Genomic DNA, 21,576 nt, shown 5'->3' with positions numbered 1-21,576 from the left:
CTCGGCACAGACCCGGGCAGTCGCTTAAGCATTGAAGTGAAATGTAGCGCGCTATGACTTCAAGCATCAAGTGATCTCGGTCCGCCTTTCGCTTCAAGTGTGAAGTGACGGTAGATTGGGGGTGTGACAAAGATCCCGGCCGAAGAGGGCCCCCGATGGCTCGATGAGCAGGAACGACGCGCGTGGCTCAGTCTGGTCGGCATCATGCTGCGCCTGGAGAGCGCCCTCGACGCACAACTGCGGTCGGCAGGGCTGAACTACTTCGACTACGGCGTGCTGGCGGCCCTGTCGGAGTCGCCGGAGCGGACGCTGCGCATGAGCGTGCTCGCCTCCTACGCCGAGGGCTCGCTCTCCCGCCTGTCCCAGGTCGTCGCCCGTCTCGAACGCAAGGGATACGTACACCGCAGCCCCGACCCCACCGACGGCCGCTACACCCTGGCGGCCCTGACCGAGGAAGGGTACGAGACGGTTCTCGCCGTCGCTCCGGGGCATGTCCAGGAGGTCAGACGGCTGGTCTTCGACCCCCTGACCAAGGCCCAGGTCCGCCACCTCACCGACATCGGGCAGCGTATTCTGCACGCCATCGACCCCGACCACCCCGGCGGCGACGACGGCTTCATCCCCGGGCGCTGAACAGCACTGGCCACATCCTGGGTGGGACGGTCCGCGTCGGCCGGTCCTTCGGGAGGGGTGTCAGAAGCAGGGCGGCGGTGAGGCATGTTTCTGCTTGGGCTGCTGGGCTTCGCCCCCGCGATGGCCGGCGGCGCCGCTCAGACGTCCGTCGACGACCAGCCACGGGTCGTCCGTGCCGAGATTCTCGCAAGCCGCATCCAGGGCGCGTCCCACGGTCGGCCGGGCGTAATCGCAGGCGATGACCCGTCTCAAGGGCCCGCAGAGTCCGGCTGACGGCATCCCGCCATCGCCGCGTCGGCGACATGCGCAAGCTGCCCCCGGAGAGCGCCTGGGCCCTGGGAGCAGCTTGCGTGGTCGGGACTCACATGTGGACGACCGGTGCCGCGTCCGGGTCTTGCGCGGGGACGCCTCGGCGGTAGAGGAGGGCGCTGATGACCAGGCCCGCGGCGAAGAAGGCGGCGGACCACCAGTAGGCGGTGGAGTAGCCCTCCAGGCCGGCGTGGGCGAGGACCATCGGGTCCTTGGCGTCGCGGCCGTCGAGGTAGGTGGTGACGGCGGTGGTGGAGAGGGTGTTGAGGAGGGCGGTACCGAGGGAGCCGCCGACCTGCTGCATGGTGTTGACGGCGGCGGAGGCCACGCCGGAGTCCTCGGCGGCCACGCCGGCGACGGCCAGGCTCATGGCGGGGGGCATCACCAGACCGAGGCCGAGGCCCGCGATGACCAGCGGGGGCAGGACGTCGGTGGTGTAGGTGCTGTTGAGGTCGAGGGTGGTGAGCCAGACCATGCCGGCGGCGGCCAGTCCCATGCCCAGTGGCACGACCGGCTTGGGGCCGATGCGGGGGATGAGGACAGTGGTGGCGAGGGTGGAGGCGAGCATGAGCCCGGCGACCATGGGCAGGAACGCCAGGCCGGTCTTGACGGGGGTGTAGCCCAGGCTCTGCTGGAGGTAGTAGGTGAGGAAGAGGAAGACGCCGAACATGCCGGCGCCGCTGATCAGCACCGAGACGAAGGAGGCGCCACGGTTGCGGTCGAGCAGGACGCGCAGCGGCAGCAGGGGGTGGGTGGAGCGGGTCTGCCACCAGGTGAACGCGGCGAGCAGGATGCCACCGGCCAGCAGATAACCCCAGGTCTGTACCGAACTCCAGTCGTGGCTCTCGGCGTTGGAGAAGCCGTAGACGAGGCAGAACAGGCCGCCGCCGACGAGGAGCGCGCCGGGGATGTCGAGGGTGGCGGTCCTGTCGCGGGTGGTGTGCTGCAGCAGGATCACACCGCCGACGAAGGCGACGGCGGCGAAGACGAGGTTGACGTAGAGGGTCCAGCGCCAGTCGAGGTGCTCGGTCAGCAGGCCGCCGAGCAGCAGGCCGATGGCTCCGCCGGCGCCGGCGATGGCGCCGTAGACACCGAAGGCCTTGGCGCGTTCCTTGGCGTCGGTGAAGGTCACGGTGAGCAGGGACAGGGCGGCGGGGGCGAGCAGGGCGCCGAAGACGCCCTGTGCGGCGCGGGCGGTGACCAGCATCTCGAACCTGGTGGCGGCGCCGCCGAGGGCGGAGGCACCGGCGAAGCCGACCAGGCCGACGAGGAAGGTCATCTTGCGGCCGAACAGGTCGGCTATCCGGCCGCCGAGCAGGAGCAGGCTGCCGAAGGCGAGGGCGTAGGCGGTGACCACCCACTGCCGGTTGCCGTCGGAGAAGCCCAGGTCCTTCTGCGCCGAGGGCAGGGCGATGTTCACGATGGTCGCGTCCAGGACGACCATGAGCTGGGCCACGCCTATGACGGCGAGGATCCACCAGCGGTGACGCGGCGGTGCGTCAGAGGGAGGGAGCATGGACACGGTGGCCGTGTCCGACGCGGGGGCTGATCCATGGGACATGACGAAACTCCTGAAGACAGAGGAAGGGGAACTGTTGAACGGTGCGGGACGGCTGCGTCGTCGGAGCTCGTCATCGGCTGGGCCGTGGTGGCCGGCAAGGAGGGGAAGGTGAATCAGGCCGCCCGGACGCCCGTGCGATCACCTTCCGGGGCTTTGTGGCACGAGCGGGCGCGAGGAGGGAGGGCGGCCTTGAGGTGCGGCCCGGGCTCCGCCAGCGCTCGGCGGCGGGCTTCTTGGGCCGAGGCGGGGGAGTAGGTCTGCCAGTAGCGGGCCTGGCGGTTGAGCCGGCTGATCAGCGGGACGAGATCGGTCGCGGGCGGGACGACGGGGATACCCAGGTGATCCCCCCACTCCTCCCCGAAGGTCCGCCGGAGCACGCTGTGGATGAGGTGGCGCAGCTGCTCCTCGGACAGCCCGACGCCCGGTGCGCCGGCCATCGCGCGGGCCTGTGCACCGATCATGGCCGAGATCAGGGTTGTCGAGTTCTCATCGGGCGCGGGCGTCGTGAAGTCCAGCAGGTCCAGCAGCCGGCACGGGCCGGCGTGGTCACCGACGTCCTGGTGGAGGCGCTCGTCGAGTCCCAGGAGATGGGCGACGTACGACCAGTACTGGTAGAGGTAGTGCTCCTCCTCCGGGCTCATGCCGATGCCGACGGCATCGAGGGCCCGGAAGGCGGTGAAGGTGAATCCGAGCCACGTACGGGCCATGTCGAGCTGGCCGATCGGCAGGCCTTCGGCGCCCCGGTCCCAGTCCTCGACGGCGTCGGCCCGCATCCGGGCATGGCGCAACCGGACCTCGACGGTGGCCAGGTAGCCGGGCCGTCCGCGGAGCAGCCCTCCCGGCCGGACGGTCTGCCGTGCCCATACACCGCTCTCCGCGAGCCGACGCGCAGCCATGTCCGTCGTACCGCCTGTCCGGACCAGCTGTCGTGCGGTGGCAGGAGAGGCGTAGGAGTGCGCGAGCGCACTGGTCAGCGAGCAGAGCTGGAACCACATGGGGGGCACGGACAGGCTCGCGACATCGCCGCGATGGAGCATCAAGGGGTCGACCCAGGAAGGGGGCGTTTCCAGTTGACGCAGCAGCGCGGCTACGGCCGTGGGGGGCTCCGCGTCCAGGCTTGCCAGGCCCTTCCTGAGGCCCGCGTCGAGAGCGCGCCGCGCCTGTGCGCCGTGTTGGTCCAGTTCGGCGACGACGGCATCGGCGAGGGGATCCCCGGCGGCGATCAGGGTCACCACGTGGTCGGGGGCCTTTCGGAGCGGGGGGTGTGCGGTCATGTGGCACTCACTTTCGGAGGGTGCTCGGCCTGCTCCGGCATAGGACGGAGCAGGCCGAGCGTGGTGGGGGGAGCGGTGGTTCCGGTGGTGATTCGTGCGGGTCAGCCCTGCGAGGCACGGGCTAACTCGACTGCTTGCCTCACGCGACGAACGTTCTGACACCTGTCAGATTAGTCGTATTCTGACAGGTGTCAAGTAGAGTGATGGTTAGCCGCCTAAGCTGGTGGCGAGTCCCAGAGGTCCGGGGCGAACGGTGAGGAGGCAATGGTGGGAGCCAGAACAGAACCCGCGCGACGGCCGGGGCGCCCGAGCCGGGACACTCGTGCTGTGCCCGACGAGGAGAGCATCCTGCTGCGCGGGCTCGAGGCCTTCGCCGAACTGGGGTATGACGGCGGTTCCGCACGGGTGCTGGCCGGCCGCCTGGGGGTCAGTCACAACTTCATCAACGACCGGTACGGGTCCAAGGCGGCCTTCTGGCGTGCGGTGGTCGACGCTGCCCTGAGGGTGCAACTGGAGCGCCTGCCGAAGACGGATCCTTCACTCGACGATGCCGAGCAACTGCGCCTGATCATCGCCGGCTTCTACCGGAGCGCGGTGGACACGCCGTTGATCGGACGGGTCCTCGTCGACGAGTTCTCCCGCGACACGGAGCGGCTGGACTACCTCTACGAGCAGTACATCGCTCCGACTCTGCAGCTCATGGTGCCGAGTATTGAACGGCTCGTCGCTGCCGGACGCATGGAGCCCATCCCGATGGACGTCATGTTCTTCGCCGTCATCCCTCCGGTCTCGGGCTTGTTGGAGGGACCTTTGGCGCGACGCCTGGGCAGGCCGGACCCCGTTTCGGCGGAGCAACTCAAGGCCACTGCGGAGCGGTTGGCGAGGCTCGTGGTCAACGGACTGCTCGCGACGGGGGCGGAGGGTGGCCGCGGCGCCTGATCCGGCTGCCCCGTCCCGGTGCGCGCCGGACGGCGACCCGGGCACGCAACTCGGTGGTGGACGGCACGACCTGACTACCGCAAAAGGGCCCCCGCAGGCTTCGCCTGCGAAGACCCTTCGCGCCGCCGGGACGGCAGTATGTGGGCAGGACCCGCCGACCTCGCAGCCGGCGAGCGGTCAGGCAACCTTCTCCCACGTGCCCTGGCCGTCGAGGTAGAAGTCCTCTCCGACCATCAGACCGTCGCGGAACGGGATGACGATGGCCTGCCTCGCCGTGAGCACGAACACGTCGTCGACCGTACCCCCGTCCGGCAGGGGCACGCCCGCCTCGGCCAGCGCCGCACCCGGCAGACGAAGACGCACGTAGCCGTCCCAGGCGATGGCCTCATCACTGATGAAGAAATGATCGACCTCGACTTCGAGACCGTCCATGTCCAGCGAGCCGTTCGCCATGTTCTCGAGGTAGTTCGCGCGCACCGCGTCTCGGTAGGCGACCGGACCGCCGTTGCGCGCGATCGCGCCGGGGTCGCCGTAGTTGTGGTAGACGCAGTCGTCCACCAGTGTCGCCATGGTCCGGTCGATGTCGTGGTCGCGTACCTCGGCGACCGAGTGCTCGATGAGCAGGTCGATCATCGCGGCATGCTTCGGATTCTCCGTCTCCGCCTTCCGGGCTTCGAGGAAGTCGATGAACCTCGCCATGTCGGGCAGGCGAGCTCCCGTGGTCGTCGATTCCTCTCGCTGTTCAACGGTTGCCATGAACTCCTCCTCAAGATCGGTCGCGGGATGTCGAGCGGTTCGTCAGTTCGGCCATGAGCCGTCGACGAACAGGTCGGCATGGCCCGCCTTGCGGGTGGTCTTGGGGTCCGGATCAGGCCATTCCGCCATGTGCAGGTGCATCGTGCTCGCGGCCGTCATCACTTCGATGAAGTACGGGCCCTCCGCGGCGATCGCGCGCCGGATCGCCGGCGCGAGCTCGTCCGCTTTGTCCACCCGCTCGCCCGGCACGCCCATGCCCTGGGCGACCGCGGTGTAGTCGGTCTCGGGAAGGTCGGTCCAGTGCGTGAACGGCACCGAGCCGGGGCCCCCGTGCTCGCGGCCGCGCCGGCCGCCGTACAGACCACCGTTGTTCAGGACGATGCTGATGACCTTGAGATTGCGCTCGGCGAGCACGGAGAGCTCGCCGCAGTCGTAGTAGAAGCCGGCGTCGCCGCCGACGCTGACGACCAGGCGGTCGGGCGCGGCGAGCTTGGCGCCGATCGCCACCGGGAGGGACGACCCGAGCGCCGCGTAGTGGAAGCCCAGTGGGGCGGCGAAGCCGTCCGGGTACTTCGACTCCCGGTACACCATCCCGGGCACCGGGAAGCCCTCGTCGTTGACGAAGATGGTCCCGGCGGGAGCCTCCTCGGAGAGGATCTGGCCGATCGCGGCCGGCATGATCGGGTCGGTGCCGACGAAGGACTTCAGCGTCTCGGCGTAGGAGTCCTTCGCCGTTGCGATCTCGGCTGACCGCACCTCACCTGTGTGGCGTCGGCCCTTCAGTCCGGAGGCGTCAAGGCCGCCGTTGAGCTGGCCGAGGAACGTCTTCGCGTCGGCGACGATGCCCAGCGTCGGCTGGAAGATCCGGCCGAGCTGAGACTCCTCGATGTCGACCTGTACGACCTTCTCCGGCTTGGCGAGGGACCACGACAGGGTGGCCGTCTGGGAGAAGGAGAACCCGACCGCGACCCACAGGTCGGCCTCCTCGGCCACCTTGGTGCCCGTTCCGAAGTACCCCCAGCCGCTCATGTCGCCCGCGTAGAGCGGGTGGTCGTCCGGCAGGACCGCGCGGCCTCCCGCCCCGCTCGACACCACCGGAATGCCGGTCGCGTCGACGAACCGGCGCAGCTCGCCGGTCGCGTCGGCGAGATGTATGCCCGCTCCCGCCAGGATCACGGGCCGTTCGGCGGCCTCGATCAACTCCAGCGTCCGCCGTACGCTCGCCTCGCCCGCCGCAGGGGGTTCCGGCAGCGTGAGCGGCTCGGTCTTGACCGTGGTCCGCTGGTACATGGCGCCCTGGGTGAGGTCGAGGACCGCGGGGCCGAACTTGCCGGTGCTCGCCGCGAGCACCGCCTGGCGGACGGCCAGCGGCAGGTCCTCGCCGTCGACGACGCGCTTGATGTACTTCGACAGGGGCTTGAGCGCCGGATACAGCTCGGTCGCGTCCTGGAGGATGTCCCGCATGTCCCATGCTGCGGTGCTTTCGATCAGCATGAGAACCAGGGGGGTGGAGTCGAGCTTGGCCGCGTACACGGCCGGTGAGGCGTGCAGCGCGCCGACGCACCAGGTGAGCGCGGCGGAAGCGGCCCGCCGTTTCACGCGGTTGTAGCCGTAGGACATCCACGCCGCGGACAGCTCGTTGCGGGCGTTGAAGTCCTTGATGCCGTGCGCGGTGATGCTGCGCTCCAGGCTCGTGGACACACCGCCCGTGTAGCCGAAGACGTACTCGACGCCGCACGCGGTGAGCGTCTCCACGACAGCGACCGATCCCTCCCGGAACGGCAACCGGGCGCCCGACCCGACGCGCACGGCCTCCACCGGGGCTCGCTCCTTGAACGGCCCGGCGCCCAGCTCGACGTGGCCCAGGAGAAGGTCGCCCTCGACCTCCGCCTCGAAGCGAAGCGGGGCCGGGTTGCTGCCGACGGCGACGGTCCACGACAGGCGCCGCCCCTTGATGTCTCCCTCGCCGGTGCTGGAGCCCTCCGGGGTCTCGAACCGCACCGACAGCGAGTCGCCCTCCGGGGTCAGGGTGAGCACACCGCTCCGGGGCGGGAACGCCCCCGGGCGCAGGGTGAGGTCCCACGTGCCATCGATCCGCGTCGCGGCCTCGTCAGCAGTTGTCATCGAATGCTCCTCCACGTGCCTCGGGTCGGCGGATGTCAGGTCTGGGTGGTGCCGCGTAGCCGGTCGCGCAGTTCGCCGCGGCGGATCTTGCCCGACACGGTCTTGGGCAGATCACTGACGAAGTGGATCCGGCGGGGGTATTTGTAGGGGGCGGTCAGGCGCTTGACGTGGTCCTGCAGTTCCTCGGCGAGCTGCGGTGAAGGGGCGGCGTCGGGGTGCAGGATCACGAACGCGGTGACGATCTGGGTTCGGTCGGGGTCGTCCTGCCCGACGACCGCGGCTTCGATGACGGCCGGATGTTCGACGAGCGCCGATTCCACCTCGAACGGGCCGATACGGTACGCCGAGGAAGTGATCACATCGTCCTGCCGGCCTTCGAACCAGAAGTAGCCGTCCTCGTCACGGCGCGCCTTGTCGCCCGTGAAGTACCAGCCGTTGTGGAACGCGGCGGCGGTGGCGTCGGGATCGCGCCAGTAGCCGGTGAACAGCCCGGCCGGCCGCTCGGGCTCCACCCGGATGGCGACGTTGCCTTCATCGCCCACGGATACACGCGTGCCGTCGTCGTCGACCACGTCGACGTCGAACCCGGGAACGGGTTTGCCCATCGAGCCGCTGCGTACCGGCAGGCAGCGGAAGTTGGCGAGCACGTTGACCGTCTCGGTCTGGCCGTAGCCGTCGTGGACGACCAGCCCGCGCGTGCCGTCCTCCCAGATCCGGATCACCTCGGGGTTGAGCGGTTCGCCGGCGGAGACGCAGTGGCGCAGCCGGGAGAGGTCGTAGCTCGCGAGATCGGCGACGACCAGCGAGCGGTACAGGGTCGGCGGCGCGCAGAGTGTCGTGACTCCGTGGCGCTCGATCGTGTCGAGGATCAGATCGGGGTCGGACTTGCTCAGGTCCATCTCCAGGACGGTCGCGCCCTGGGCCCACTGCCCGAAGAGCTTGCTCCACGCGGCCTTCGCCCACCCGGTGTCCGACAGGGTCCAGTGCAGATCCCCGGGCCGGAGGTCCTGCCAGTAGCGGGCCGTGACCAGGTGGCCGAGCCCGAAGCTGGCCTGGGTGTGCGCGACCATCTTGGGGTACGAGACCGTGCCGGACGTGAAGTAGATGAGCATCATGTCGGCGGCGGCGGTCGGGTCGGCCGGCGTCGGCCCGACCGACGCTCGCGCCAGCAGCCCGTCCATCGTGTGCCAGCCGGCGGACGGCGCGGTCCCGACGACGATGCGGTGTGCGAGCGTCGGCAGGCGGTCGGTGAGCTTGTCGACCTTGACCGCCCCCTCGCCGTCCGTGATGACCGCGACGGCTTCCGACCGGTCGATCCGGTACTCGATGTCACGGGAGGTCAGCTGCGGGGTGCCGGGGACGGGGACGGCGCCGATCCGGATCGCGCCGAGCAGGGCCACGTACCATTCGGCGATCCGGGGGAGCATCACGAAGATCCGCTCGCCCTTGCCGACACCGATCCCGGCGAGGGCGTTTCCCATGCGCCGACTGGCCAGGCTGAGTTCGCGGAAGGTGAACGACGAGGCGACTCCGCCGCCGCGGCGCAGTGTCACCAGGGCGAGTTCGTCAGGGCTCTGCTTCGCCCGGCGCTCGAGGACGTCCAGGACGGCGTTGAACCGCTGTGGAACCTCCCAGCGGAACCGGGCCCGCTCGGCGTCGTAGTCCGTCATGTTGGGGACGGCATCCCGTCCCGGACGTTTCACCGGCATACGCTGTCTCTCCTCCCCGCGAGCTGTCCCGCGAGCTCCCGCCGGCTGCGGTGATCCGAGGCTCGCCCGGCGGGTTCATCGCCGTAAACCCCCCAAAGGAAGCGCCCTGTGCCCTACCTTCGGACGCTGGTGACGGCCGTGACGCGGTCCTAGCCTCACAGCGTGTCCCCCGGCCGATCCGGGCACGAGGTGCGCCTGTCGGAGGTCGTCGTGCGTCCGCACCCGGGGGCCGGTCAACCCCGAGGTCACCGTGGAGGACAAAGTGGGCGCGGACGAGTTTCGTTTCGATGGACGAGTGGCGATCGTGACCGGCGCGGGCAGCAACCCCGGGCTCGGACGGTCGTACGCGATGCTTCTGGCATCGCGGGGGGCGAAGGTCGTGGTCAACGATCTCGGTGTCGGTCCCGACGGGCGCGGGCAGATCGGTCCCGGTGCCGATGCGGTGGTCGAGGAGATCCGCAAAGCCGGCGGCGAGGCTGTCGGTGACGGTCACTCGGTGGCCGAGCGTGACGGCGCGCGGGCGATCGTGGACACCGCTCTCGACGCCTGGGGCCGGGTCGACATCCTGATCAACAACGCCGGCATCGCACCGTTCGCGAGGTTCGACGAGATCACCGACCAGGACATCGAACGCGTCGTCGGCGTCCACCTCATGGGTCACATATGGATGACCCGTGCCGCCTGGCCGCACATGACCGCGCAGAACTACGGGCGCCTGGTCAACGTCAGTTCGGGCGTCGCGCTGGGGGGACTGCCCACCCAGTCGATCTACGCTGCCGCCAAACTCGGCGTCGTGGGACTGACCCGCTCACTGGCGGCCGAGGGAGCGAAGCACGGGATCAAAGCGAACGCCATCTCGCCCTATGCCGACACCGTGGCTCTGCAGACAATGTTCACCGAGGAGGCCAGCAAGCAGAACCAGGCAGCGGGGCTGACCCCCGAAGTCGTAGCGCCGGTCGCGGCATGGCTCGCCCACGAGGACTGCACGATCACCGGCAAGGTGATCGAAGCGGCCGCCGGCTCCTTCAACGAGGCGTTCATCAGCCAGACCACCGCCGCCCCGCCGAATCCGCACCTCACGCCCGAGGACGTGGCAGCCGCGATGGAAGGCGTACTCGACCGCATGGGAGCAACCCCCTATCGCGATGGCGGCGACTTCATCTACGACATGATCAAGCCGTACGAGACGACACCACGGACCGCATGAGGACCTTCGGCAGGTGATGCGGCTGAGCCGGCACCCGACGAGCTGACGGTGCGGGCTCTTCTGCTGCCACCGGCGCCGCTCGTTCCTCTCGCCGTGGACCGAGGCGCTGATCCACAACTCGCGGTCGGCCCCGTTCGGTCGAGGCGACGGCCCGGATCAACGACAGGTTCGGGACGATCGTGAAGCTGACCGGTCGAGGCCATCTCGGGCGGGTAGTCCATGACCCGGGCACGGTCATTGCAGGCGGCTTCGAACGATCTCGGGAACGGCACCCCGGAGTTCGTCAACCGGCAGTCCCCGTGCGGGCGTTGGCAGTCCTCCTTTGTAGATCCCCGCGTCCGCGGGACACCAGCCGTCGAGCCGGACGGCGACATCCGTGCCGACGCCCGGCTCGCCGAGACAGGCGCCGCCGGCGTGCGGATGACCTGCTTCGTCACCAACGCCGAGCACCCCGATCACCGAACTCGAACCGACCGGAGGTAGGGCCCACTTGCCGGGTTCACGACCGGTACGTTCAGCGGATCACTTGCCCAGCCTGAGCAGCTTTTCGGTGTTGATATGGGCGATCTTCTCCTTGTCCGGTCGGCTCAAGGGCAGGCGGTCGAGGAACTCACGAGCCGCCGTGTTGCCGCTGAAGGGGTAGTCGACGGAGAACAGGATCCGGTCGGTGCCCAGCGCGTGCAGGGCCGCCGCGAAGGGCGCGTAGTCGAACAGCCCGCTGGTGGTGACGTAGAGGTTGTCGGTGAAGTAGTCGACGACGGGCCTGTCCAGGCCGGCGACCGCGTTGAGTACCGAGTTCGCCCGCCAGATCATCGACGGAAGCGCCTCGCCCATATGCCCGATGATGATCTGCAGGTTCGGGAAGCGGTCGAACACACCGCCCAGGATCAGCCGCAGCACATGCAGTCCGGTGTCGATGTGCCAGCCCCAGGCCGCATTGGCGAGGATCTCACTGACGACCGGGGTGAAGCCCGCGTAGCTGGCCTCGAACACCGGCTCCGGCGGCCGGGTGGGGTGCAGATAGACCGGCACGCCGAGGTTCTGGGCGGCCTCGAACACCGGCCAGAAGAATTCGTCGTCCAGGTAGCGGCCGCCGACATGGCCGTTGATCATCGCGCCGACGAAGCCCAGGTCGGTGACAGCCCGGTCGAGCTCCCGCGCGGCGGCCCGGGGGTCGGTCATGGGCAGGGCGGCGAAGCCGGCGAACCGGTCGGGGTGGGCGGCGACGGCCTGGGCCAAGGCGTCGTTGGCCACCACGGACAGCCGTACGGCCGCGTCCGCCGGGAGGCTCTCCGGGCCGGGCACGGTGTGGGAGAGCACTTGGACGTCGATGCCCGCGGCGTCCATGTCCGCGAGGCGTCGATCACCCAGGTCGAGGAGCGGGCCGATGAAGTGGGGGATCGTCTCCTCGTACAGACGGCTGACCGGATGGTCGGCGGTCGCTTCCCGCAGCGCCTGGGTGAGGAAGTGCTCCTCGAGAGCGATGATCTTCATGCCGATTCCTTTCGTTGGCGATGGCGAGGTCGGTCTCGCCGCGCGTGAAGCAGGGCAGATTGACGGGAGAACTTGGCAGGTACAGGTTTTCGCTGCCCTAGAATTCCCACCGTGGCGACCACCAGCGACACTCGAGGAGTGCCCCCGATACAAGCCGAGAACGTGCGCGGCGAAGTCGCCGTCGGTGAGACCCATGTCGGTCGTCGCGGAGCGCTCATCGCGGCGGCGCTTGAGCTGTTCGCCAGAAAGCCGTACGAGGACGTCTCGGTCGACGAGGTCTGTGGGCGGGCCGGAGTCGCGCACGGCCTGTTGTCGTACCACTTCGGAGGGAAGCGCGGCCTCTTTGCGGCCGCCATTCGGCAGGCATGGGAAGAACTCGTCTCCTATGAGAGGCCACGTGACACGGAGCTGACGGCCGTCGAGCGCGTCCACGGCTTTCTGTTCCGGCACTTCGAGTACGCGCGCCTGCACCCCGAGCGATTCGCGATCATGATGAGGACGGGCCACGCGGACGAGCAGGTCCGGGAGGTGCTCCAGGCGGCACGGCTCGACGCGCTGGCCGAGATCTCCGCGTCACTGGGATGCCCGGAAAGCGCGCCGCCGCAGCTGCAGGCGGCGCTCACCGGCTGGAGCGGCTATGTCGACGCCGTCACGGTGACCTACCTCGACAACCTCGACCGGCTCAGCGTCGAAGACGTCACCGACATGTGCGCCCAGGTCCTGGTGGCTTCCGTTCGCAGTGCCTACAGGATGCCGATGGACGCCGCGGCGGAGCTGGACGCGCTGACACGTGTGACGGGCGGGCACTCCTCCGTCGAGCGCCAAAGGCAGCGGATCGGCGCGGCTACGCCCACCGGCAGTACGGGCCACCCACGTTGAGCAGGACGCACACGGCCTCGAGAGTGCGCTCGGCGAGCACCTAGAGGTCGGCGAACGCGTCGGGCCGTTGCGCGTCAGCTCGGCCACGAGCCCTCGACGGAACGGTCGCCGTGGCCGAATTTGCGGACGGTCTTGGGGTCCGGGTCGGGCCACGCGTTGAGCGAGAGGTGCAGGGTGCTCCCCGACGTCATCACCTCGATGAAGTAGGGGCCGTCCGCTTCGATCGCACGCCGGATCGCCGGCGCGATGTCGGCCGCCTTCTCGACCCGCTCGCCGGGCACTCCCATGCTCCTGGCGATCGCGGTGTAGTCGGTCTCCTCGGGAAGGTCCGTCCAGTGCGTCAGGGGCAGTGCGTTGACGCCGTGCTCACGGCCGCGCCTACCACCGTACAGGCCGCCGTTGTTGAGCACGATGCACACGACCTTGAGGTTGCGCTCGGCGAGCACCGAGAGGTCGCTGCTGTCGTAGTAGAAGCCGCCGTCGCCGCCGACGCTGACCACCAGCCGGTCGGGCGCGGCGAGCTTGGCGCCGATCGCCACGGGCAGCGTCGACCCCAGGGAGTCGTAGTGGAAGCCCAGCGGGTTGGCGAACCCGGACGGGTACTTGTCCTCGTTGAAGACCATTCCCGGCACCATGAAGCCCTCGTCGTTGACGAGGATGGTGTCCGGCGGGACCTCCGCCGCCAGGGCCTGGCCGACGGCGGCGGGCATGATCGGGTCGGCTCCGACGAAGGAACTCAGCAGTTGGAGGTAGGACTCCTTGGCCTGCGCGATCTTCGCCAGCGTGGCCGGGTCGCCGCCGTCCGAACGCCGGAGGCCGGATGCTTCCAGCCGGCCGCTCAGCTGCGCCAGGAACTTTCCGGCGTCGGCGACGACACCGACGGTGGGCTGGAAGATCCGTCCCAGCTGCGCCTGCTCGATGTCGACGTGGACGACCTTCTCCGGCTTGGCCAGCGACCATGACGCGGTGGCCGTCTGGGAGAACGAGAACCCGACCGCGATCCACAGGTCGGCCTCTTCGGCCAGTTGGGTGCCGGTGCCGAAGTAGCCCCAGCCGCTCATGTCGCCCGCGTACAGGGGATGGTCGTCGGGCAGCACCCCCCGACCGCCGGGACCGCTGGAGACGACCGGGATCCCGGTGGCCTCGACGAACCGGCGCAGTTCGGCCGTCGCGTCGGCCATATGGATCCCCGCGCCCGCGAGCAGCACCGGCCTGGTGGCCGACCTGATCAGCTCGATCGTCCGCAGTACGGCTTCTTCGTCCGCGGCGGGCGGCGTCGGCAGCGTGAGCGGCTCGGTCTTGACCGTGGTCTTCTGGTACATCGCCTCGTGCGTCAGGTCGAGCACCGCCGGGCCGAACTTGCCGGTGCTCGCCGCGAGCACCGCCTGGCGCACGGCCAGCGGCAGATCCTGGCCGTCGACGATCCGCCTGACGTACTTCGCCAACGGCTTGAACGCCGAATACAGCTCCGTGCCGTCCTGCAACGCGTCGCGCAGATCCCACACCGCCGAGTTCTCCATCAGCATGTACACCAGGGGTGTGGAGTCGAGCTTGGCCGCGAGTACCACCGGCGAGGCGTGCAGCGAGCCGACGCACCACATCAGCGTCGCCGAGGCGGCCCGCCGCTTCACGCGGTTGTAGCCGTACGACATCCATGCCGCCGACAACTCGTTGCGGGCGTTCATGTTCTGCACGCCCTGCCCGACGACGCTCCGCTGCACGGAGGTGGTCATGCCGCCGGAGTAGCCGAAGACGTACTCCACCCCGCACGCGGTCAGCGTCTCGACAAGGGCCTCCGAGCCCTCACGAAACCCCACCCGGGCATCGGAACCGGCGCGCACGCCCTCCATCGACGCGATCATCCTGAACTGCCCGAACTCCGCCTCCGCCCGCCCCTGCAGCACGTCCCCGTCGATCTCCGCGCTGAACCGCCACGGAGCCGGCAGCTGCCCGAAGGTACCCGTCCACGAGAGCCGGCTCCCGTCCACCACCCCTTCGCCGGTGCCCGAGCCGTCGGCGCTGTCGATCTTCACCGACAGCGCGTCGCCGTCCCGGGACAACTCCAGCACCGCGCTGTGCGCGGGAGACAGGTCTGGGCGCAACGTGATCTCCCACCTGCCGTCGATCCTGGTTTTGGACTGGTCAACAATCGCCATCGGGTTCTCCTCACACGTGCCTCGGGATCAGTCGCTCTCAAGAAACGGGATTCTCGGACCGGCCTCTGCCTCGTCCGTGACCGGACCGCGTGCGCGGTCGCTCTCTCGACGGGAGGGCCGACACGGATCGACTGAAGACCGCATGGCACTGGGATCGGTCGGCGGCCACACGCCGCCTGATGAACGGGGGTGCTCGCGCCACCACGACCGGGGACTGCGGAGCTGTTCCGTGTCCGGTCGGAGGCACGGCCCCGCCGAAGGGGACTGACTGCCAGTCAGTGCGCCACAGAATGCCCCCGCCGACCAGCGGCGTCAAGAGGCGTGCACGCCCCGGCCCGAGCCTGTGCGGGGGCTGTCGATCGCGGCGAATCCTCTTGGAACGTGGCGGTTGACGCGCGGTCTGACGGGTGTCAGTATTCGGGCAGACTTGACTGCCAGTCAGTCGCCGACGACGGATGCCCGGGAGTCTTCCCGCGAGCCGCCGGCGACCGCACAGGGACGACTGAGCCGCATTTCAGCGCGTCCCGCATGTCTGAACCCGAGAACGGAGCGGACTTGTGGCTGGAAAATTCGACGTGATCATCGTGGGTTCCGGCTCCACCGGCGGAGCCCTCGCAGCCAGACTCAGCGAGAATCCCGACCTCACCGTGCTGCTGCTGGAAGGCGGCCCGGTCTACTCGACCGCCGACGAGATGCCCCAGGAGCTGCTGGCCCCGGCCATCGTGGCCGCCGGAGCACCCGGGCACCCGAACAACTGGGCCTACATGGGAGAGGTCCGGCCCGGCCTGCGCATCCCCTATCCGCGTGGCAAGGGGCTGGGAGGCTCCAGCTCGATCAACGGGTGCTACTACATCCGGGGCCTCAAGGACGACTTCGACACCTGGGTCAAGCTCGGCAACGACGAGTGGGCCTTCGACACGGTCCAGAAGTACTACAAGCGCATGGAGCGTGACCTCGACTTCGACGGGGACGCCCATGGCTCCGACGGGCCGATCCCGGTCATGCGCGAACCCCTGGACCGGGCCCCGGAGTTCACGTTGGCGTTCGACGACGGCTGTCACGCCCTGGGCTTCGGGTCCGACCCGGACAAGAACGACCCTCGGCCCGAGGGCGGTGTGGGACCCGTCCCACTGAACATCTTCGAGGGCCGCCGGATCGGCACCGCCCTCGCCTACCTGCTGCCCGCGACGGGCCGGCCGAACCTCACCATCGTGGGCAACGCGGTCGCGCGGCGCGTGCTGACCGAGAAGTCGCGCGCGGTGGGCATCGAGGCCATCGTCGACGGCCGCCCTCAGGTCTTCCACGGGGACGAGATCGTCATCTCGGCCGGAGCGCTGCGCTCGCCGCACCTGCTGATGGTCTCGGGCATCGGCCCGGCGAACCACCTGCGCGAACACGGCGTCGACATCGTGCACGACCTGCCCGGCGTCGGCCGGCACATGACGGACCATCCCATGGTGAGCGCCGCGTGGGACTCGCGCCTCGATCTGGTCAAGCAGCCCGAGCGCGGTGCGATGACCTCCGTGCTCCACTGGACCGACGAGGGCTCGGACCTGGAGATCCTGCCGTTCGTCACGAAGAACAGCGACATGCTGGGCATGACGGACGTCTTCGCGCGCCCCGTCCAAGCCGCCAAGGCTATGCGCGGCACCTCGGCGAAGGCCGTCACACGGCAGGCGCGCGCGCTGCGACACGCGATGCTGGGGATCGTCGTCGAGAAGCAGGAGAGCCGTGGCGCGGTCACGCTCGTCTCGGGCGACCCCGACCAGCTGCCCGACCTTCGATGGAACCTGTTGAGTGAGCCGCAGGACCACGTTCGCTTCCGTGCGGCGATCCGTGTGGCGTTCGAGATCTTCAACTCCGCCGGGCTGCGCGGGATCGGCGCCTCGATCGTCGGGCTGGACGCCAAGACGGTGGGCGACGACAAGAAGCTCGACCAATGGGCGTTCGACCGCGTCGGTGGTGGCCACCCTTCGGGCACCTGCCGGATGGGACCGGCGTCCGACGACCAGGCCGTCGTGGACCAGCATCTGCGCGTGCACGGAATCGACGGGCTGAGGGTCGCAGACACCTCGATCTTCCCGACGATCACGTCCCGCGGTCCGAACGCGACCGCGATGATGGTCGGCGAATACCTCGCGGACATCATGAAGCACGAAGCGGCGCACTGAACCCGGGCCCATCAGGACACAAGAGAACACAGCCGAGAGGAGTTCACATGAGCTCGATCGAGAAAGTCCCCGGGGGAGCCGCTTTTCTGTCCGTGTTCAAGGGCGACGTCATCACGGCCACGTCACCCTCGTACGACACGGCGCGCAGCCTGTGGAACGGGGACATAGACCGCAGGCCGCTGGCGGTCGTCAAGGCCACCGACGACGACGATGTCGTCGCCGCGATCCGGCTGGCCCGGGAGGCCGAACTGCCGCTGGCCATTCGCGGTGGCGGCCACAGCTACCCCGGCCACTCGATGTGCGACGACGGGATAACGCTGGATCTGTCGAGGATGGGGAACGTCGTCGCTGACCCCACGACGCGGCGCGTGCGCGCGCAGGGAGGCGCTCTCCTCGGCAGCGTGGACGCGGCGACCCTCCAGCACGGGCTGGTCATGCCGGCCGGAATCGTGTCCCACACCGGACTGGCCGGCCTGGCTCTCGGCGGCGGGATCGGTTACCTCACGCGGTCGTTCGGCATGACCTGCGACTCCTTCGTCCGCCTGCGCCTGGTCACGGCCGACGGCGAGATCATCCACGCGAGCGAGGAGGAGAATCCCGATCTCTTCTGGGCCCTTCGCGGCGGCGGCGGCAACTTCGGGGTCGTCACCGAGTTCGAATGCAGTACGCAGCCCCTCGGTCCGGTCCAGGGCGGCCCGTTGGTCTACCTGATGTCGGACGCCGTCGACGTGCTGTACAGGTTCGGGCAGCTCATGAAGCAGGCGCCCCGCACGATGAGCATTACCTGCGCGCTGGGCCTCGACCCCAACGCGTTCCCGTTCCTCGCCGAGCAGGTCGCCGGCCAGCGCCTCATGATCGCCAACGTCGTCTACCGCGGGGAGCAGGACGACGAGATCCTGCGCGAGGTCCGCAGTGTGGGCAAGCCGCTGTTCGACGCGGTCGCGACCACCGACTTCCGCGCTGTCCAGACGGCCTTCGATGAGATCGCCGGCTACGGCGCGGGCTGGTACATGAAGTCCGGACTGACGCGCGAGCTGTCCCAGCCCCTCGCAGAGGGTGTGGTCGAGCACGCCGTGGAGTACCACGACAAGATCTCGTCCGGCGCCGTCCAGCGCGAGGTCTTCGCGGTGCAGTCGCTCGGCGGCGCCGTCCAGGATCTGGACGACGACGCCACCGCGTACAGCGGACGGGCCGCCGAGTGGCACATCGGCGTCGAGGTCGGCTTCACCACCGCCGAGGACCGTGAGCGCATCGTGCCCTGGACCCGCGACACATGGACGAAGACCAAGTCGCTGCTCGACCTGAGCACGTCCTACGTGAACCTGAACTTCGAGCCGGGCGAGAACGCGCTGGCCGACGTCTTCGGCGCCGGCAAGTACGAGCGGCTCCGCAGGATCAAGACGCAGTACGACCCCACCAACCTGTTCAGCCACAACTTCAACATCAAGCCGCTGCCCACCGGCTGACGCACGGTTCCACCAGAGTCGGGACAGTCCGACAACTCCATCGACCCACAGGACGGCCGAGACTCCTAGCGCGCCTGGCGTGGCCCCGCCCTCCTGTATGAACCATCTCGTCAGCTGACCAAATGACCAATTTGGTCAGCTCACGCAAACTCCAAGCTCAGGAGGTATGAAGGCATGGAGGTACAGAGCGGCATGGAACGCCGGGCCCTTGTGGTCGGGCTCGGGATCAGCGGAATCGCGGCCGCCTTGCGGCTGCGGCAGATCGGGTGGACGCCGGTCGTCGTCGAGCGGGCTCCGGCCCGGCGCACCGGCGGGTACTTCATCGCACTGTTCGGTGGCGGCCGGCACCCGGCACAGCGCCTGGGCATCCTCGACAAACTGAGCAACCGCACCCCTCCGGGGACCGTCCAGTACGAGTTCGACCGCGCCGGGAGCCGTCGGCGTGGTGCCCTCAGTTACGCCGACCTGCCCGGCACTCCCTGGATGACGGTGCGCGGCGATGTCGAGGAGGCCGCCTTCATGGCGCTGCCCGACGATGTCGAGATCCGCTACTCGACGGTGCCGACCCGTATCGAACAGGATGCCCATGGCGTGGACGTCACGCTGACCGACACCACGGACGACACCTCGGTCACGGAGCGGTTCGATCTGGTGGTCGGTGCGGACGGGCTGCGCTCCACCGTGCGGTCCCTCGTGTTCGGACCACACGAGAAGTACCTGCACCGGATGAACTACATGGCGGTCGCCTACAAGCTTCCCGGCCCGCTCAGCGAACTCCATCCGGACGACGGCGCCACCCTGTTCGAGCCCAACCGGTCGATGTGGGTCTTCCCCTTCAACGGTGGTTTGCAGACGGTGCTGCTCAACTACCACACCGACGACGTGGACGGAGAGTTCAGCCAGACGCCGGCCCAGCGTGTACGCGCGGCGTTCGGTCCCGAGCCCACCGGCCGCCTGCTGGGCGAGGTGCTCGACGCGCTCGACACCGCCGACGACCTGTTGTTCGACTCGGTCGAGCAGGCACGGATGGACACCTGGCATCGCGGCCGGGTCGTACTCGTGGGCGACTCCGCCTGGTGCGTCAGCCTCTACGCCGGCATGGGCGTCTCGATGGGGATCACCGGGGCGGACCTCCTCGGTACGATGCTGGACCGCAACCCCACAGATGTGCGCCATGCCCTGTCCGCATGGGAACAGACCCTGCGCCCCCATGTGGACGTGTTCCAGCAGAACGGCCTCGACCAGCGGGTGTTCTTCGTGCCCGCCAACAACAGAGAGCTGGCGATACGCAAGGCCCTGAACGTGGGGATGCGGGCTCCAGGGATCTCCCCCCTGCTGAAACGGATGGTGACCGGCAACAAGGCCGGCCTGCTCAAGGACCGCGACCTCTCCCTGGCATGAGACCGGCTCGGCGCCCATGGGCCCACGCGAAACAGCAAGGGAACGACGATGACAGCACTGGCCGAACACGACTCCGCCACGGCGGCCCGGATTCTCGCCGCGACCCGGCATCTGGTCCTCAAGCGTGGCGTCAAAGGGCGGACCGTGGCCGAGATCGCGCAGAAGGCACACGTCGGCAAGGGCACGGTGTACCTGTACTGGGGCACCAAGCACGACCTTCTGTTCGGGCTGTTCGCCAGGGACTTCCTGACCTTCCTGGAGGGTGAGATCCAGGCACTAGGCGCCGACCCGGCCATCTGCCGTCCGCATGTGCTCTTCCCGCAGATCGCCCGCAACGCCGTGAGCTACCCCTTCGTACGCGCGATGCAGACCGGCGACGACGACCTGTTGGGCGTTCTCGCCCAGCATCCGCGCAGCGTGGAACTGCTCGACCAGCTGGGCCCCACAGCGCTGATGTACACGGTCCTGCCGGTGTGGCGCGAGCACCGGCTGGTACGGACCGACTGGCCCCTCGATGAACAGGCCTACGCCCTGCAGGCACTCATGACCGGCTTCCTCGGCGCCGTCACCGGGCCGCAGGCCCCGAGCGTCGTCACCGTCGACGACCCCGACCGGGTCATGGCCGCCACGGTGACGGCCCTGCTCGGCCCCGCGGAAGCCGGCCCGGACGAGATCCGCGCAGCCGCCGAGGAAGGCCTGCGTGTGCTGCGCGAGCGACGCGACGCCGTGCTCGCCCTGATCGCCACCTGACCCGAGAGAACACACAGTCCAGAACCGGAGGGTTTCCGGTTCGAGTCGAGAGACGACGGAGGCACCAACATGACCGAGACGACCGGGGCAACCCCCGTGAAGGACACCGTCATCGACCGCTACATCAGTATCTACGACCGTACGGCGTACGAGCCTGAGGCCCTGAAGGAGCTTGAGGCGATCTTCGCGCCGGACGCCGTCGTCGAGCTCGCCGACGGAATGGAACCGGCGACCGGACTGCCCGCGATCATGGCGGTGTACGAGCACCTGGCCAAGGGCATGGCCGACAGCAAGCACTTCTGGACCGTCACGGAGCTCGACGACGGCAGGCTGGAGTGCCACTGGATCCAGGCCGCCCGCGGGACCGACGGCCGCCTCATCGGCCAGAGCGGCATCGAGCAGGCCACCGTCAACGCCGACGGGCAGATCACCCACCTGGTCAACCGGTTCGTACCGGTCGTCGGCTGGGTCTGAGAGGAGTTCCGGCTTCTCAGACTCCGAGTGGGCCTGCGTGAACTCCCGTTCCCGACGGCAGAGATGGGCGTGACTCGTCCGCCGGTGAACGAAGATTCATGCGGGCCCACGCCCCTGAGCACCCGCCGTCCACCCATGGGAGGGTGCCACCCCGCGGGGCGTGGCCGGATGGTGCGGGAACCGGACCGGCCGCCGTGGCCACAAGGTGCGCGTGCACCGGATCCTCTCCCGGTGCGCTGCTCCAACAGGGCGGCCGCACGTACGTGTTCGTAC

General features: G+C 68.9%; 16 protein-coding genes. 9 read left to right on the top strand and 7 right to left on the bottom strand.

The genetic code is table 11. The annotated features are described in order from the left end of the window. Positions 1 to 123: 123 nt before the first annotated feature. Positions 124 to 633, top strand: a complete 510-nt coding sequence (locus tag ACFY1L_RS53300; RefSeq protein WP_388842809.1) for a MarR family winged helix-turn-helix transcriptional regulator — start codon at positions 124 to 126, stop codon at positions 631 to 633. Between the two features lie 361 nt (positions 634 to 994). On the opposite strand, the gene ACFY1L_RS53295 is transcribed toward ACFY1L_RS53300, so the two are convergent. Together ACFY1L_RS53295 and ACFY1L_RS53290 are read right to left on the bottom strand one after the other, a co-directional pair. Beyond that, positions 995 to 2,503, bottom strand: coding sequence for an MFS transporter (locus ACFY1L_RS53295; protein ID WP_388842808.1), 1,509 nt, complete (start codon positions 2,501 to 2,503; stop codon positions 995 to 997). Positions 2,504 to 2,616: 113 nt separating this feature from the next. Beyond that, positions 2,617 to 3,777 (bottom strand): oxygenase MpaB family protein, encoded by a 1,161-nt coding sequence (locus tag ACFY1L_RS53290; RefSeq protein ID WP_388842807.1) that lies wholly within the window; start codon positions 3,775 to 3,777, stop codon positions 2,617 to 2,619. Between the two features lie 327 nt (positions 3,778 to 4,104). Here ACFY1L_RS53290 and ACFY1L_RS53285 point away from each other — a divergent pair, with 327 nt between their 5' ends. Then, positions 4,105 to 4,716, top strand: coding sequence for a TetR/AcrR family transcriptional regulator (locus ACFY1L_RS53285; protein ID WP_351716207.1), 612 nt, complete (start codon positions 4,105 to 4,107; stop codon positions 4,714 to 4,716). A gap of 177 nt (positions 4,717 to 4,893) precedes the next feature. Here ACFY1L_RS53285 and ACFY1L_RS53280 read toward each other — a convergent pair whose 3' ends face one another. Genes ACFY1L_RS53280 through ACFY1L_RS53270 form a run of 3 tightly spaced genes read right to left on the bottom strand, consistent with a single transcriptional unit; the run spans position 4,894 to position 9,305 of the window. Continuing rightward, the gene (locus ACFY1L_RS53280) at positions 4,894 to 5,472 is read right to left on the bottom strand and encodes a hypothetical protein (protein WP_388842806.1); all 579 of its coding nucleotides are present in this window, start codon (positions 5,470 to 5,472) and stop codon (positions 4,894 to 4,896) included. 42 nt (positions 5,473 to 5,514) lie between these two features. Beyond that, on the bottom strand, positions 5,515 to 7,596 hold the full coding sequence (locus ACFY1L_RS53275; RefSeq protein WP_388842805.1) for a thiamine pyrophosphate-binding protein: 2,082 nt from the start codon (positions 7,594 to 7,596) through the stop codon (positions 5,515 to 5,517). Positions 7,597 to 7,631: 35 nt separating this feature from the next. Next, positions 7,632 to 9,305: an acyl-CoA synthetase gene (locus ACFY1L_RS53270; protein WP_388842804.1), complete on the bottom strand. Its 1,674-nt coding sequence runs from the start codon at positions 9,303 to 9,305 to the stop codon at positions 7,632 to 7,634. A 262-nt stretch (positions 9,306 to 9,567) separates the two neighbouring features. Between ACFY1L_RS53270 and ACFY1L_RS53265 the strand changes: the two genes are divergently transcribed. Next, positions 9,568 to 10,512, top strand: a complete 945-nt coding sequence (locus ACFY1L_RS53265) for an SDR family NAD(P)-dependent oxidoreductase (protein ID WP_388842803.1) — start codon at positions 9,568 to 9,570, stop codon at positions 10,510 to 10,512. 522 nt (positions 10,513 to 11,034) lie between these two features. Here ACFY1L_RS53265 and ACFY1L_RS53260 read toward each other — a convergent pair. After that, a complete protein-coding gene (locus ACFY1L_RS53260) occupies positions 11,035 to 12,006 on the bottom strand; it encodes an amidohydrolase family protein (RefSeq protein ID WP_275768906.1) in 972 nt (323 codons plus the stop codon). A 138-nt stretch (positions 12,007 to 12,144) separates the two neighbouring features. On the opposite strand from ACFY1L_RS53260, the gene ACFY1L_RS53255 reads away from it, so the two are divergent. Then, complete coding sequence (locus ACFY1L_RS53255; RefSeq protein ID WP_388842802.1) at positions 12,145 to 12,885, top strand: TetR/AcrR family transcriptional regulator; 741 nt, start codon at positions 12,145 to 12,147, stop codon at positions 12,883 to 12,885. Between the two features lie 74 nt (positions 12,886 to 12,959). Here the strand turns inward: ACFY1L_RS53255 and ACFY1L_RS53250 are convergent, their stop codons facing one another. Further along, positions 12,960 to 15,041 (bottom strand): thiamine pyrophosphate-binding protein, encoded by a 2,082-nt coding sequence (locus tag ACFY1L_RS53250; protein WP_382211156.1) that lies wholly within the window; start codon positions 15,039 to 15,041, stop codon positions 12,960 to 12,962. Between the two features lie 557 nt (positions 15,042 to 15,598). On the opposite strand from ACFY1L_RS53250, the gene mftG reads away from it, so the two are divergent. The 5 genes from mftG (at position 15,599) to ACFY1L_RS53225 (ending at position 21,303) form a co-directional block, all read left to right on the top strand. Further along, positions 15,599 to 17,212 carry a mycofactocin system GMC family oxidoreductase MftG gene (gene mftG, locus ACFY1L_RS53245; RefSeq protein WP_388842801.1) on the top strand — a complete coding sequence of 538 codons (1,614 nt, stop codon included), beginning with the start codon at positions 15,599 to 15,601 and terminating at the stop codon, positions 17,210 to 17,212. 47 nt (positions 17,213 to 17,259) lie between these two features. Beyond that, complete coding sequence (locus tag ACFY1L_RS53240) at positions 17,260 to 18,678, top strand: FAD-binding oxidoreductase (protein WP_388842800.1); 1,419 nt, start codon at positions 17,260 to 17,262, stop codon at positions 18,676 to 18,678. A gap of 174 nt (positions 18,679 to 18,852) precedes the next feature. Then, a complete protein-coding gene (locus tag ACFY1L_RS53235) occupies positions 18,853 to 20,079 on the top strand; it encodes an FAD-dependent monooxygenase (protein ID WP_388842799.1) in 1,227 nt (408 codons plus the stop codon). Between the two features lie 48 nt (positions 20,080 to 20,127). Further along, positions 20,128 to 20,829: a TetR/AcrR family transcriptional regulator gene (locus tag ACFY1L_RS53230; RefSeq protein WP_388842798.1), complete on the top strand. Its 702-nt coding sequence runs from the start codon at positions 20,128 to 20,130 to the stop codon at positions 20,827 to 20,829. Positions 20,830 to 20,898: 69 nt separating this feature from the next. Next, positions 20,899 to 21,303, top strand: a complete 405-nt coding sequence (locus ACFY1L_RS53225) for a nuclear transport factor 2 family protein (protein WP_275768916.1) — start codon at positions 20,899 to 20,901, stop codon at positions 21,301 to 21,303. Positions 21,304 to 21,576: the final 273 nt, after the last annotated feature.

Origin of the sequence: Streptomyces sp. NPDC001663, assembly GCF_042893105.1 — a bacterium.
Lineage (GTDB): Bacteria > Actinomycetota > Actinomycetes > Streptomycetales > Streptomycetaceae > Streptomyces.
The sequence above is the reverse complement of the archived record's forward strand: the minus strand, read 5'-3'. Positions and strand labels throughout refer to the sequence as shown.